We start from the raw sequence: 14,080 nt of genomic DNA, 5'->3' as shown, positions 1-14,080 counted from the left end.
GAATGGTTTTGTACCGGGAGAGCGTGTGTCACCCCGTATCGAGCATCGCTCGGCGGCCAGGGCCGGCGGGCTGAATAGCCTTGCGTCGCGCTCCTTGGCAAGCGTTAAATACGTGGCCGTACAATGGCGCCGTAGTATCTCGTGATAACTTCTCCACCCGAACATCCATGGTAGACGTAAGCCAACACGAACTGGTTCCGGAGCATACAGTCCTCGACGACCCGGACCGGGTCGACGAGGTACTGGCGGAGTACAACGTCAGCAAAACCAACCTGCCGAAGATCAAATCCAGCGACCCCGCGTTGCCCGAGGACGCCGAGGTCGGCGACGTGATCGAGATCGTTCGCGATTCGCGAACCACGGAGCAAGCGACAGTGTACCGACTGGTGGTCGAATGAACCGAGAAAGCCGCCGTACCATCTCACGGGAGTATTTCTCACAGGAACGCCTCGCCGAACACCACTTCCGCTCGTTCAACGCCTTCCTCGACCGGGGGATGCAGGAAGTCGTCGACGAGAAAGAGCGGATCGAGACCGACATCGGCGACAAGGAGGGCCAAGAGCCGGTCTTCGTCGAACTCGGCGACGTGCGCGTAGAGACCCCGCGAGTGCGGGAAGCCGACGGAAGCGAGGAACTCCTCTACCCACAGGAGGCCCGCCTGCGCAACATCACCTACGCCGCGCCGGTGTTCATGGAGATGGCCATCGTCCGCGGTGGCGAGGAAGAAGAGGAGGTCGTCGTCGACTCCACCGAGACGAAGGTCGGCCGCATGCCGATCATGGTCGGCTCCCGCAAGTGTAACATCGCGGAGCTGACCCGCGAGGAACTGATCGACATCGGCGAGGACCCCGTCGATCCGGGGGGCTACTTCATCGTCAACGGCTCCGAGCGGGTGCTGATGACGAGCGAGGACCTCGCACCGAACAAGATTCTCGCGGAGTACGACACGAAGTACGGCGACGAGATCCAGGTCGCCAAGACGTTCAGCCAGCGACGCGGGTACCGCGCGCTGGTGCTCTGTGAGCGCAACCGCGAGGGGATTCTCGAGGTCTCGTTCCCCTCCGTTTCGGGGAGCGTCGACTTCGTGACGTTGGTTCGGGCGCTCGGCCTCGAATCCGACGAGGAGATCGTCCACCGCGTTAGCGACGATCCCGAGATTGTGAAGTTCATGCTGGAGAACTTGGAGATGGCCGAAGTCCAGACAGAGGAGGAAGCCATCGAGACGCTCGGCAAGCGGGTCGCCGGCGGCCAGGGGAAAAACTACCAGCTCAAACGCGCCAACTATGTGATCGACCGATATCTCCTGCCGCACCTCCACGAGGAGGGCGTCGACGAGGAGGAGGTCCGGATCAACAAGGCGTACTATCTCTGCCGGATGGCCGAGGCGTGTTTCGAACTCGCCTTGGAGCGCCGCGAGGCCGACGACAAGGACCACTACGCGAACAAGCGCCTGAAGGTAAGCGGCGACCTGATGCGGGACCTGTTCCGGACGGCGCTGAACAAGCTGGCGCGCGACGTGAAATACCAGCTCGAACGCGCGAACATGCGCAACCGACAGCTGACGGTCAACACGGTCGTCCGGTCGGACGTGCTGACCGAGCGCCTCGAACACCCCATCGCGACGGGCAACTGGGTCGGTGGTCGGTCCGGCGTCTCTCAGTTGGTCGACCGCACCGACTACATGGGTGTGCTGTCCCACCTGCGGCGCCTGCGCTCGCCGCTCTCGCGGTCCCAGCCTCACTTCGAGGCGCGGGACCTGCACGCGACCCAGTGGGGTCGCATCTGTCCCTCCGAGACGCCGGAGGGTCCGAACTGCGGACTGGTGAAGAACTTCGCGCAGGCGATGGAGCTCTCCCAGAACGTGGAGGACGAACAGGGACTCAAGCGCGAACTGGCGTCGATGGGGGTCGAGGGTATCCCCGGAATCGAAGGCGTCGACTCGATGGCGGATTAACATGGCTCAGGCACGCGAGGCGAAAGTATACGTCAACGGCAGTTTGGTCGGGACCCATCCCGACCCCGAACAGCTCGCAGAACAGATCCGCGAGGCGCGCCGCCGGGGCGACGTCAGCGACATGGTCAACGTCTCCATCAAGGAGCGGACCCGCGAGGTCATCATCAACGCGGACGCGGGTCGCGCCCGTCGGCCGCTGATCGTCGTCGACGACGGCGAACCACTCCTCTCGGACGCCGAAATCGAGGCCGTCAGCGCGGGGGACCTCGAATTCGAACAGCTCGTCGACCGCGGCTACGTCGAGTTTATCGACGCCGAAGAGGAGGAGGACATCTACGTCGCCGTCGACGAGGACGAACTCACCGAGGACCACACCCACCTGGAAATCGACCCACAGCTGATCTTCGGCATCGGCGCGGGGATGATTCCGTATCCCGAGCACAACGCCTCGCCGCGGATCACGATGGGCGCGGGGATGATGAAGCAGTCGCTCGGTCTGCCGGCGGCCAACTACCGGATTCGACCGGACACACGCCAGCACCTGATGCATTACCCGCAGCTGGCGATGGTCAAGACTCAGACCACCGAGCAGATCGGGTTCGACGAGCGGCCGGCGGCCCAGAACTTCGTCGTCGCCGTCATGAGCTACGAGGGGTTCAACATCGAGGACGCGCTCGTCATGAACAAGGGGTCTGTCGACCGGGCCTTGGCCCGCTCGCACTTCTTCCGGACCTACGAGGGTGAGGAGCGCCGCTATCCGGGCGGTCAGGAGGACCGCTTCGAGGTCCCCAGCCAGGACGTCCGCGGCGCCCGCGGTGAGGACGCCTACACCCACCTCGACGAGGACGGCCTCGTCAACCCCGAGACGAAGGTCGACGAGAACTCGGTCCTGTTGGGCAAGACGAGTCCGCCCCGGTTCCTCGAGGAGCCAGACGACATGGGCGGGCTGTCGCCCCAGAAACGCCGCGAGACGAGCGTCACGATGCGGAGCGGCGAGGACGGCGTCGTCGACACGGTCACGCTGATGGAAGGCGAGGACGGGTCGAAGCTCTCGAAGGTGAGCGTGCGCGACGAACGCATCCCCGAACTCGGCGACAAGTTCGCGTCCCGACACGGCCAGAAGGGCGTCGTCGGCCACCTCGCGCCCCAGGAGGACATGCCGTTCACCCAGGAGGGTCTCGTCCCCGACCTGGTGCTCAACCCACACGCGCTCCCGTCCCGGATGACGGTCGGCCACGTGCTGGAGATGCTGGGCGGCAAGGTCGGCTCCCTCGAAGGTCGCCGCGTCGACGGCACCGCCTTCCAGGGCGAGGACGAGGAGGATCTCCGCGGGGCCTTAGAGGAACACGGCTTCGAGTCCTCGGGCAAGGAGATCATGTACTCCGGGGTGACCGGGGAAAAGATCGAGGCCGAAATCTTCGTCGGGACCATCTTCTATCACAAACTCTACCACATGGTGAGCAACAAACTGCACGCCCGTTCCCGCGGGCCGGTGCAGGTGCTCACCCGCCAGCCAACCGAGGGTCGCGCCCGCGAGGGCGGCCTGCGCGTGGGCGAGATGGAACGTGAGGTGCTGATCGGTCACGGAGCGGCGATGGCGCTCAAAGAGCGTCTACTCGACTCCTCGGACCGCGAGAGCGTCTACATCAGCGCCGAAACCGGAATGGTCGCCGTCGAGGACACCGACCAGCGCCGGGTGTACGACCCCTCCACCGGTGACGAGGACGACATCCACGAACTCGAGGTGAGCTACGCGTTCAAGCTCCTCCTCGACGAGATGATGGCGCTCGGCATCCGACCGCGGCTGGAACTCGAGGACGCAGTGTAAACCATGTCAATGCAAACACCAAAAGAGATCGGCGGCATCCAGTTCGGGCTGATGGACCCGGAGACGTATCGGGACATGTCCGCGACGAAGGTCATCACCGCGGACACCTACGACGACGACGGCTACCCCATCGACATGGGGCTGATGGATCCACGCCTCGGGGTCATCGACCCCGGGCTGGAGTGTCGAACCTGCGGTCAGCACTCCGGATCGTGTAACGGGCACTTCGGGCACATCGAACTCGCGGCGCCCGTCATCCACGTCGGCTTCACGAAGCTCATCCGGCGGCTCCTGCGCTCGACGTGTCGGGAGTGTGGGCGCCTCGCGCTCACCGAGGAGGAACGCGATGAGTACAGTGAGAAGCTGATCCGGGCGGAAGAGCTCGGTAACGACCCCAACGACGTGCTGAAGTCGGCGGTCCGGCAGGCGCGCAAGCAGAGCTACTGCCCGTTCCCGGACTGTGACGGCGTGATGCACGACATCAAACACGAGAAGCCGACCACCTACTACGAGGTGCAAGACGTCCTCGCGGGGGACTACTCCGAGCGTATCGCGGAGGCGATGCAGCCCGACCCGGACGACGAGGACGGTGAGGGGACCAGCCCTCGCGACCTCGCCGAGGCGGTGGGCGTCGAACTCGAGCGGATCAACGACATTATGGCGGGGGAGTTCCGCCCCAAGAGCGACACGCGAAAGAAACTGGAGAAGGTCCTCGACGTGGATCTCACCGAGGAGGACATGAACAAGCTGATGCCCTCCGACATCCGCGACTGGTTCGAGGACATCCCCGACGAGGACATCGAGGTTCTGGGTATCGACCCCGCGCGGTCGCGCCCCGAGTGGATGATTCTGACCGTCCTTCCGGTGCCGCCGGTGACGGCCCGTCCCTCGATCACGCTCGACAACGGCCAGCGCTCCGAGGACGACCTCACGCACAAGTTGGTCGACATCATCCGCATCAACCAGCGGTTCATGGAGAACCGCGAGGCGGGTGCCCCCCAACTCATCATCGAGGACCTCTGGGAACTACTCCAGTATCACGTCACCACGTTCGTCGACAACGAGATTTCGGGCACGCCGCCGGCGCGACACCGCTCCGGCCGACCGCTGAAGACGCTCTCCCAGCGCCTGAAAGGGAAGGAAGGCCGATTCCGTGGGTCCCTGTCCGGAAAGCGCGTCAACTTCTCGGCACGGACGGTCATCAGCCCGGACCCCACCCTCAGCCTGAACGAGGTGGGCGTCCCCGACCGGGTCGCCAAGGAGATGACCCAGACGCTGAACGTCACCGAGCGCAACGTCGATGAGGCCCGACAGTACGTCGCCAACGGCCCCGAGGGCCATCCCGGCGCGAACTACGTCCGGCGCCCCGACGGGCGACGGCTGAAGGTAACCGAGAAGAACTGCGAGGAACTCGCCACCAAGGTCGAGGAGGGGTGGGAGGTCAACCGCCACCTCGTCGACGGCGACATCGTGATCTTCAACCGCCAGCCGTCGCTCCACCGGATGTCGATCATGGCCCACGAGGTGGTCGTGATGCCGTACAAGACGTTCCGACTGAACACCACCGTCTGTCCCCCCTACAACGCCGACTTCGACGGCGACGAGATGAACATGCACGCCCTCCAGAACGAGGAGGCGCGGGCCGAAGCGCGCGTGCTGATGCGGGTCCAAGAGCAGATCCTCAGCCCCCGGTTCGGCGAGAACATCATCGGGGCCATTCAGGACCACATCAGCGGGACCTACCTGCTGACCCACGACAACCCCCACTTCACCGAGACGCAGGCGCTCGACCTGCTGCGGGCGACGAGCGTCGACGAACTCCCGCCGGCGGACGGCGAGGAGGACGGCGAACCCTACTGGACGGGTCGCACCGTCTTCTCGGAACTCCTGCCTGACGACCTCAACCTGGAGTTCAGGTCGTCGGCGGGCGACACCGTCGAAATCGTCGACGGCCAGTTGGTTTCGGGTACCATCGACGAGGACGCTGTCGGCGCGTTCGGCGGCGAAATCGTCGACACCCTCACGAAGGTGTACTCCGAGACTCGCGCCCGCGTGTTCATCAACGAGGTGGCCGCGCTGGCGATGCGGGCGATCATGCACTTCGGGTTCTCGCTCGGCATCGACGACGAGTCGATTCCGCCGGCGGCCAACGAACAGGTCGACGACGCCATCGGCAACGCCTACGAGCGCATCGACGAACTCATCGAGCGCTACGAGGCGGACGAACTCGAGTCGCTGCCCGGGCGGACCATCGACGAGACCCTGGAGATGAAGATCATGCAGACGCTCGGCAAGGCCCGCGACAGCGCGGGCGAGATTGCCGAGGAGCACTTCGACGAGGACAACCCGGCGGTCATCATGGCCCGCTCGGGTGCCCGTGGGTCGATGCTCAACCTGACCCAGATGGCCGGCTGTGTCGGCCAGCAGGCGGTTCGCGGCGAGCGGATCAACCGTGGCTACGAGGATCGCACGCTGAGCCACTATCAGCCCAACGACCTCTCGGCGGAGGCCCACGGGTTCGTGGAGAACTCCTACCGTGGCGGTCTGACCCCGCGAGAGTTCTTCTTCCACGCCATGGGTGGCCGCGAAGGCCTAGTCGACACGGCAGTCCGGACCTCGAAGTCGGGCTACCTCCAGCGCCGTCTCATCAACGCCCTGTCCGAACTGGAGTCACAGTACGACGGTACCGTGCGTGACACCTCCGACACCATCGTTCAGTTCGAATACGGCGAGGACGGCACCAGTCCGGTGAAAGTCTCCTCGAACGACGACAACCCAATCGACGTCGAGGGGATCGCCGACCGCGTGATCGAGGCGGAGTTCGACTCCGATGTCGAGAAAGAGCGGTTCCTCGGCGGGCGCGAACCGCCGACGAACCTCTCGGAGTACGCCGGCCCCGGCCTGAACAAGGCCCAGGGCATGGAGGTGGAGTCGGATGACTGAAGCCGAGTACGAACACGTCACCGCGGACATCGAGGCGGTCGTCGAGGACACGGAGTTGCCCCGGCGGCTGAAAGAGCGGATCTACGAGACCATCGAGGAACGCGGCCCGATCCCGACCGAGCAGGCCGACGAAATCGCCCAAGCGACCGAGACGAAGTATGTCGACACGCGAGTCGACCCGCTGGACCCGGTCGGGACGGTTTCGGCGCAGTCCATCGGCGAACCGGGAACCCAGATGACGATGAACACGTTCCACTACGCGGGCGTCGCGGAGATCGACGTGACCCAGGGACTCCCGCGCCTGATCGAACTGGTGGACGCTCGGAAGACCCCGGATACGCCGATGATGACGGTGTATCTCGACGAGGAGTACGCCACCGACCGCGAGCGCGCCCACGAAGTGGTGTGGTCAATCGAGTCCACGAAGATCCTCTCGCTGGGTGACGTCTCGACGAACGTCGCGGACATGCTCGTCCAGGTCGATCTCAACGAGGAGACGCTGATCGAGCGGTGGCCGACCGTCGAGGACGTCGACGTCGTGGCCGCCGAGATTGCGGAGACCATCGAGGACGCGTTGGGCGTCCAGACCCAACGCTCGGAGACGCTCATCGAGTTCGGTCCCTCCGAACCCAGCTACCGCGAACTCCTCCAACTCGTCGAGGAGCTTCGCGACGTCGTCTTCAAGGGGATCGAAGAGGTCTCCCGCGTCGTCATCCGCAAGGAGACGGTCGCGGACGGGGACGAGGAGTTCGTCCTCTACACCGAGGGGTCGGCCTTCGGTGACGTGATCGAGATCGAAGGCGTCGACGCCTCTCGTACCACGTGTAACAACATCCACGAGATCTACCGGAACCTGGGCGTCGAGGCGGCCCGCGAGGCCATCATCAACGAGACGATGGACACCCTCGAGGAACAGGGCCTCGACGACGTGAACGTCCGTCACCTGATGCTGGTTTCGGACATTATGACCAACCGGGGGACCATCGAGTCTATCGGTCGGCACGGCATCTCGGGGTCGAAGGAGTCGGTGCTCGCCCGCGCGGCGTTCGAGGTGACGGTGAACCACCTGCTCGACGCCGCGGTCCACGGCGAGCGTGACCGCCTCGACGGCGTCATCGAGAACGTCATCGTCGGCAAGCCGGTCGCCATCGGCACCGGCGACGTCGACCTCCGGATGGGATCGTTCAGCGCACAGCCCTCGGACGACTAGCGATGGAGAACGCACGTCGGCTCCGGCGGGACACGAGGGGGCGGCGACCCACTGGTATCCGGCCGTCCACCCCTCGATAATGCGTATTACCCTGTCGGACCGCGACCGTCGGTACATCGCCTGCTTCGAGGACGAAACCGGGGCGACCGCCCGCGACTGTCTTGTCTACGAGGACGAGGACCGGGTCGTCTTCCTCGTCGCGGCCGGCGAGATGGCCGACGCGGTCGGCCCCGACGGCCGGCGGGTGCGGGCAGTCGAGGAGACGCTCGGACGCTCGGTCGAACTCGTCGAGGACGCCGACACGCCGGAGGCCTTCGTCGCCAACACCCTTGCGCCGGCGGCGGTCCAACACGTCACGATCAGCGAACAGGGCGACCGGATCGCCTACGCCGAGGTGCCGGAGGCGGACCGCGGCGCCGCCATCGGCCGCGACGGGCGAAACATCGAAACGGCCCGGCGGCTCGCCAGCCGACATTACGACCTCGACGACGTGCAGTTGACCTGAGTCTCACCCGTCGTCGGCGCCGTCTCTCACGGGCTCTCGACGCTCTTCCGGGACTTATCGTCGTTCTCCTGACGCCGATAGATCCTCAGATCGGAGTAGCGGGTGTCCTAACGCGTTCTGAGACGGTTTCGCTCCGGCCGAAAAGGGAGGCTTAAGTAGCTCCGTCGGCAACGAGGTTGCACTATGGCGAACGGCAAATATGCGGCCCGCAAACTCAAGAAGGACCGCCAGACGCGGCGGTGGTCCGACTCGGAGTACGCGCGACGCGAGCGCGGCCTCCGGAAGAAGTCGGACCCGCTCGAGGGGGCGCCCCAGGCACGGGGCATCGTCCTGGAGAAGGTCGGCATCGAGGCGAAACAGCCCAACTCGGCGATCCGAAAGTGCGTCCGGGTCCAGTTGATCAAGAACGGCAAGCAGGTGACGGCGTTCTGCCCCGGCGACGGAGCCATCTCCTTCATCGATGAACACGACGAGGTTACCATCGCCGGTATCGGTGGCGCGAAGGGTCGTGCGATGGGTGACCTCTCCGGCGTGAACTACAAGGTCGAGAAGGTCAACGGCGTCTCGCTCATCGAACTCGTGCGCGGTAACGCGGAGAAACCGGTTCGATAATGTCCGAAAGCGAAAGCGACTCCCCCGAGCCCGATCCGGACGCCCCGGCCGGCAGCGACGAGACGGAGACCGACGCCCTGCTGTTCGGCGTGTGGGAGACCGACGACATTGCGTACGCCGACCCGAGCACGAAGCGCTACATCAACGTGACTCCCATCGCGCACACGATGGGGCGACACGCCTCCAAGCAGTTCCAGAAAAGCGAAATCTCGGTCGTCGAGCGGTTGATCAACCGGCTGATGCAGACCGAGGAGAACACGGGGAAGAAACAGCAGGCGATGCGGATCGTCCGTGATGCCTTCGAACTCGTCCACGAAGGGACCGACGAGAACCCAGTGCAGATCCTCGTCACGGCTGTCGAGAACGCCGCGCCGCGCGAGGAGACCGTCCGCCTGAAGTACGGCGGGATCTCGGTCCCGCAGGCCGTCGACGTGGCGCCCCAGCGCCGCGTCGATCAGGCGCTGAAGTTCCTCGCGGAGGGCGCTTACCGCGGGTCGTACAAGACGCCGACGAGTGCCGCCGAGGCGCTCGCGAACCAGCTGATGGGCGCCGCCGACTACGACGTCGGTGCCTACGCCATCAACCAGAAAGAGGAAGCCGAGCGGGTCGCCGCCGCCGCACGGTAACCTCCCGAAGAGCTACTTACGTCCCGTCCGACGGTGGCGGTATGTCGGACATCGGGTCCCTCGATACGTCACACGCGATCCGGAGCCCCGCCCACGTCGAGTACGGATCGGGCGCAATCGACGCCCTCGAACCGTTCGCGGCCGACCGCGACGCCGACTCGGCGTTGCTGGTCACCGACGAGCACCTGTCGACGGCCGGCGTCGTCGACGACCCGCGCGCTCGCCTGGAGGCGGCGGGCGTCGACGTGACGGTGTACGACGGCGTCGCCCCCGAGCCGAAGCTCTCGATGGTCGAAGCGGCGGCCGAACTGGTCGCCGATCACGACGTCGTCGTCGGCGTCGGCGGCGGGAGTTCGATGGACACCGCGAAGTTCGCGGCGGCGCTTGCGGCCGCGGATCGCCCCGTTCGCGAGTTGCTGGGGATGGACAACGTCTCGACGCCGACGAAGCCACTGGCGCTTGTGCCCACGACGGCCGGCACCGGGAGCGAGGTGACCCACATCGGCGTCTTTGCCGACGAGCGCGCGGGCGGGGTGAAAAAAGTCGTCTTCTCGCCGCGGCTCTTTGCCGACCTCGCGACGGTCGATCCGGATCTGACGGCGACGCTGCCGCCAGGGGTCGCGGCGGCGACGGGACTCGACGCCCTGACTCACGCCATCGAGAGCTACGTCACGCTCCTGCGGACGCCGTACACGGACACGCTGGCGCTCCGAGCGGTCGAACTGGTCGGGGAGAATCTCCGGGCCGCGGTCACCCAGGGGGCGGCAAACGAGGCAGCCCGGGCCAACATGAGCCTCGCGGCCACCCTCGCCGGGCAGGCGTTCGTCAACTCCGGACTGGGAGCCGTCCACGCACTCACCTACCCGCTCGGCATGGAGTGTGACCTGGGGCACGGACTGGCGAACGGTGTGCTCTTGCCGCACGTGATGCGGTACAACCTGCCCGCGGAGGTCGACCGATTCGCGGACCTGGCGGCGGCACTGGGCGCCACGCGGCGACCCGGGGAGTCCGACCGGGCCTTTGCTGCACGGAGCGTTGAGGCCGTCTTCGACCTACTAGCGGACGTGGACGTGCCGACGAACATCGCCGCGTTCGGCGACTTCGACCGGGAGACCTTCGCCGAGTTCGCGGACGTTGCCTTCGAGCACTCGGCACACAACATCGAGCGAAATCCTCGGACGATGGACCGCGCGGACGTGATTGACGTCTTCCAAGCGGCGGCCGCCGGTCGCTAGTCCGCCGCCCGCCCCGCGTCGAGGGCGTACTCTCGGGTCGCGGTCACCAGGTCGCGGCGGAAGTCGCTCTCGCTCGGGTCCTCCGAGAGGGTACGAAAGAGGCGTTTGAACGTCTCCATCCCGACGGTCGGGGCGTCGGTGGCGGCGGCGCGCGCCAGGTCGTACAGCCGGTGTTCGGTGTCGATCAACTCGTGGCGCTCGACGAGCGCGAGGGCGAAGGCGGCGTTGACGGCGGTGATGTCGGGGTCGGCGCCGACGGAGACGCGACGCGAGTCGGGGGTCGTGGCAGCGGGACTGGGTCCGGGCGCGTCGGCGACGGCGGCCGCGAGCTGTGATTCGAGAAACTGGACGAGCTTCGCCGCCGGCGCCACCGAGAGGGTGATGTCGTCGGCGTAGATGTCGCGCATGTGGTTGGCGATCTGATAGCAGTGAGTCAGCTTCCGGCGCTCGACATCGCGGCCGGAGAGCGCGAGAAATAGCGCTTCGTCCGTCGACTGGGTGTGCGAGGCGTGCCCCTGTTCGTACCGGGCCATGTGTGCGAGTTCGTGGAGGGCGAGTTCCCGCGCCATGGCGCTCGTGGCGGCCTGTCGGGAGATGTTGAGCACGTGGTGGTCGTCGTAATGTGCGGTCCAGGTTCGCTCGTCCGGGTCGTCCCGGACGCGTACGTGAACCGGTCGGGTCAGGTCGTGTTCGGTGGCCAGCAGGTCGGCGGCGCCGAGAAACGGATCCGGTGGCGCGCCCGCCTCTACGCGTACATCCATGCTTACCGTTATCACGGGTCAGATCGGTAAGACGGTTGCGGTCCGGCGGTCGTCGTCGGCGAATCGTGGCATCACGTGACACACGGTGCCAGCCGCCGGAAATCGACGGTTTCGTTGCCGGCAAAACACTACCCTTTTGACCCTCCTGGCGGTATGTACCTGTAATGGGCCGACGAAAGAAGATCGTACAAGAATGTGAACGGCTGATGGACAAACCGGAGAACATCCGGAACATCGCCATCGCCGCTCACGTCGATCACGGCAAGACGACGCTGACGGACAACCTGCTCGCCGGCGCGGGCATGATCTCTCAGGACACCGCGGGCGAACAGCTCGCGATGGACACCGAGGAGGACGAGCAGGAACGCGGCATCACCATCGACGCCGCGAACGTCTCGATGACCCACGAGTACGAGGGCGACAACCACCTGATCAACCTGATCGACACGCCGGGCCACGTCGACTTCGGTGGCGACGTGACCCGCGCGATGCGCGCCGTCGACGGTGCGCTCGTGGTCGTCGACGCCGTCGAGGGCGCGATGCCACAGACGGAGACGGTGCTCCGGCAGGCGCTTCGCGAGGGCGTCAAGCCGACACTCTTTATCAATAAGGTCGACCGCCTCATCTCCGAACTGCAGGAGGGTCCCCAGGAGATGCAGGACCGCCTCCTGTCGGTCATCCACGACGTGAACGAGCTCATCCGCGGGATGACCGAGGAGATGGACGACATCACCGAGGACTGGACCGTCGGCGTTGAGGACGGCACCGTCGGCTTCGGCTCCGCGCTCTATAAGTGGGGCGTGTCTATGCCCTCGATGCAGCGGACGGGGATGGACTTCGGCGACATCATCGACCTCGAACGCGCGGACAAGCGTCAGGAACTCCACGACCGGACGCCGCTCTCGGACGTCGTGCTCGACATGGTGTGTGAGCACTTCCCGAACCCGCTCGACGCCCAGCCCCGACGTATCCCGCGCATCTGGCGCGGTGACGCGGAGTCCGACCTCGCCGGGACGATGCGACTGGTCGACGAGGACGGCGAACTCGTCATGATGGTCACCGACATCGGGATCGACCCCCACGCCGGCGAAATCGCGGCGGGGCGTGTCTTCTCCGGCACCATCGAGAAGGGCCAAGAGCTGTACGTCTCGGGGACGGCCCGGCAGAACCGCGTCCAGAGCGTCGGCATCTACATGGGCGGCGAGCGCGAGGAAGTGGAACGCGTTCCCGCGGGCAACATCGCCGCCGTCACCGGCCTCAAGGACGCCATCGCTGGCTCCACGGTGTCCAGCGTCGAGATGACGCCGTTCGAGTCCATCGAACACATCTCCGAGCCGGTCATCACGAAAAGCGTCGAGGCGCGGAACATGGACGACCTGCCGAAGCTGATCGAGACGCTCCAGCAGGTCGCCAAGGAAGACCCCACCATCCAGGTCGAGATCAACGAGGAGACGGGCGAACACCTCATCTCCGGCCAGGGCGAACTCCACCTCGAAGTCATCGGCCAGCGCATCGAGCGCAACCAGGGCATCCCGATCAACACCGGGGAGCCCATCGTCGTCTATCGTGAGGCACCCCAGGAAGCCTCCGGCGAGGTCGAAGGCGTCTCGCCGAACCGTCACAACAAGTTCTACATCACGGTCGAAACCCTGAGCGACGACATCGTCGACGAAATCCAGCTGGGGAACGTCTCGATGGACATGCCCGAACTGGAGCGCCGCGAGGCGCTGCAGGAGGCCGGCATGGACAAGGACACCTCCCAGAACGTGGAACACATCCACGGGACGAACATCCTCATCGACGACACGAAGGGGATCCAGCACCTCAACGAGACGATGGAACTCGTCGTCGAGGGCCTCGAAGAGGCGCTGGACGACGGCCCGCTCGCGGCCGAACCCGTCCAGGGCGCGCTGATCCGCCTGCACGACGCGAAGCTCCACGAGGACACCATCCACCGCGGCCCGGCACAGGTCATCCCCGCAGTCCGAGAGGCCGTTCACCGCTCGCTCATCGACGGTGAGATCCGCCTGCTCGAACCCATCCAGGACGTTCGTATCGACGTGCCGTCCGAACACATGGGTGCGGCCTCGGGCGAGATTCAGGGCCGTCGTGGCCGCGTCGACGACATGTACCAGGAGGGCGACCTCATGGTCATCGAGGGCATCGCGCCCGTCGAGGAGATGATCGGCTTCTCCTCGGACATTCGGAGCGCCACCGAGGGTCGCGCGTCGTGGAACACCGAGAACGCCGGCTTCCGTGTGCTCGCCGACAATCTCCAGCCCGATCTGATCGAGGAGATTCGCCAGCGCAAGGGGATGAAGCTGGAACTGCCGCCGTCGGTCGACTACATCTAAGGCGCCGTCGTCGGCCATCCTTCTCTCAGCGACGATAATTCGGTGGATAGTT

General features: G+C 65.6%; 11 protein-coding genes. 10 read left to right on the top strand and 1 reads right to left on the bottom strand.

Features of this window, described 5'->3' with window-relative positions:
* Window positions 1-167 precede the first annotated feature (167 nt).
* The 9 genes from NO878_RS08165 to NO878_RS08125 all read left to right on the top strand — a co-directional run bounded on the left by NO878_RS08165 (window position 168) and on the right by NO878_RS08125 (window position 10,913).
* A complete protein-coding gene (locus NO878_RS08165) occupies window positions 168-398 on the top strand; it encodes a DNA-directed RNA polymerase subunit H (protein WP_256405503.1) in 231 nt (76 codons plus the stop codon).
* Window positions 395-1,954 carry a DNA-directed RNA polymerase subunit B'' gene (locus tag NO878_RS08160; RefSeq protein WP_256405502.1) on the top strand — a complete coding sequence of 520 codons (1,560 nt, stop codon included), beginning with the start codon at window positions 395-397 and terminating at the stop codon, window positions 1,952-1,954. Before NO878_RS08165 ends, NO878_RS08160 begins: the two co-directional genes overlap by 4 nt.
* 1 nt (window position 1,955) lies before the next feature.
* Entirely contained in the window at window positions 1,956-3,782 is a 1,827-nt protein-coding gene (rpoB, locus tag NO878_RS08155; protein ID WP_256405501.1) for a DNA-directed RNA polymerase subunit B, read from the top strand.
* A gap of 9 nt (window positions 3,783-3,791) precedes the next feature.
* Window positions 3,792-6,725, top strand: a complete 2,934-nt coding sequence (locus NO878_RS08150) for a DNA-directed RNA polymerase subunit A' (RefSeq protein WP_256405929.1) — start codon at window positions 3,792-3,794, stop codon at window positions 6,723-6,725.
* Window positions 6,718-7,935, top strand: a complete 1,218-nt coding sequence (rpoA2, locus tag NO878_RS08145; RefSeq protein WP_256405500.1) for a DNA-directed RNA polymerase subunit A'' — start codon at window positions 6,718-6,720, stop codon at window positions 7,933-7,935. Before NO878_RS08150 ends, rpoA2 begins: the two co-directional genes overlap by 8 nt.
* A gap of 79 nt (window positions 7,936-8,014) precedes the next feature.
* Entirely contained in the window at window positions 8,015-8,440 is a 426-nt protein-coding gene (locus tag NO878_RS08140; protein ID WP_256405499.1) for a NusA-like transcription termination signal-binding factor, read from the top strand.
* Window positions 8,441-8,623: 183 nt separating this feature from the next.
* A complete protein-coding gene (locus tag NO878_RS08135; protein ID WP_092635289.1) occupies window positions 8,624-9,052 on the top strand; it encodes a 30S ribosomal protein S12 in 429 nt (142 codons plus the stop codon).
* Window positions 9,052-9,678 carry a 30S ribosomal protein S7 gene (locus NO878_RS08130; RefSeq protein WP_256405498.1) on the top strand — a complete coding sequence of 209 codons (627 nt, stop codon included), beginning with the start codon at window positions 9,052-9,054 and terminating at the stop codon, window positions 9,676-9,678. The genes NO878_RS08135 and NO878_RS08130 overlap by 1 nt, the downstream gene beginning before the upstream one ends.
* A 41-nt stretch (window positions 9,679-9,719) precedes the next feature.
* Window positions 9,720-10,913, top strand: a complete 1,194-nt coding sequence (locus tag NO878_RS08125) for an iron-containing alcohol dehydrogenase (protein ID WP_256405497.1) — start codon at window positions 9,720-9,722, stop codon at window positions 10,911-10,913.
* Here NO878_RS08125 and NO878_RS08120 read toward each other — a convergent pair.
* Window positions 10,910-11,674 (bottom strand): DUF5781 family protein, encoded by a 765-nt coding sequence (locus NO878_RS08120; RefSeq protein WP_256405496.1) that lies wholly within the window; start codon window positions 11,672-11,674, stop codon window positions 10,910-10,912. The two genes, NO878_RS08125 and NO878_RS08120, sit on opposite strands and share 4 nt — an antisense overlap.
* A gap of 164 nt (window positions 11,675-11,838) precedes the next feature.
* Between NO878_RS08120 and NO878_RS08115 the strand changes: the two genes are divergently transcribed.
* Window positions 11,839-14,028 (top strand): elongation factor EF-2, encoded by a 2,190-nt coding sequence (locus NO878_RS08115; RefSeq protein ID WP_256405495.1) that lies wholly within the window; start codon window positions 11,839-11,841, stop codon window positions 14,026-14,028.
* The last annotated feature ends 52 nt before the right edge of the window (window positions 14,029-14,080 follow it).

It is taken from the genome of Haloplanus ruber (assembly GCF_024494725.1).
Lineage (GTDB): Archaea > Halobacteriota > Halobacteria > Halobacteriales > Haloferacaceae > Haloplanus > Haloplanus ruber.
The sequence above is the reverse complement of the archived record's forward strand: the minus strand, read 5'-3'. Positions and strand labels throughout refer to the sequence as shown.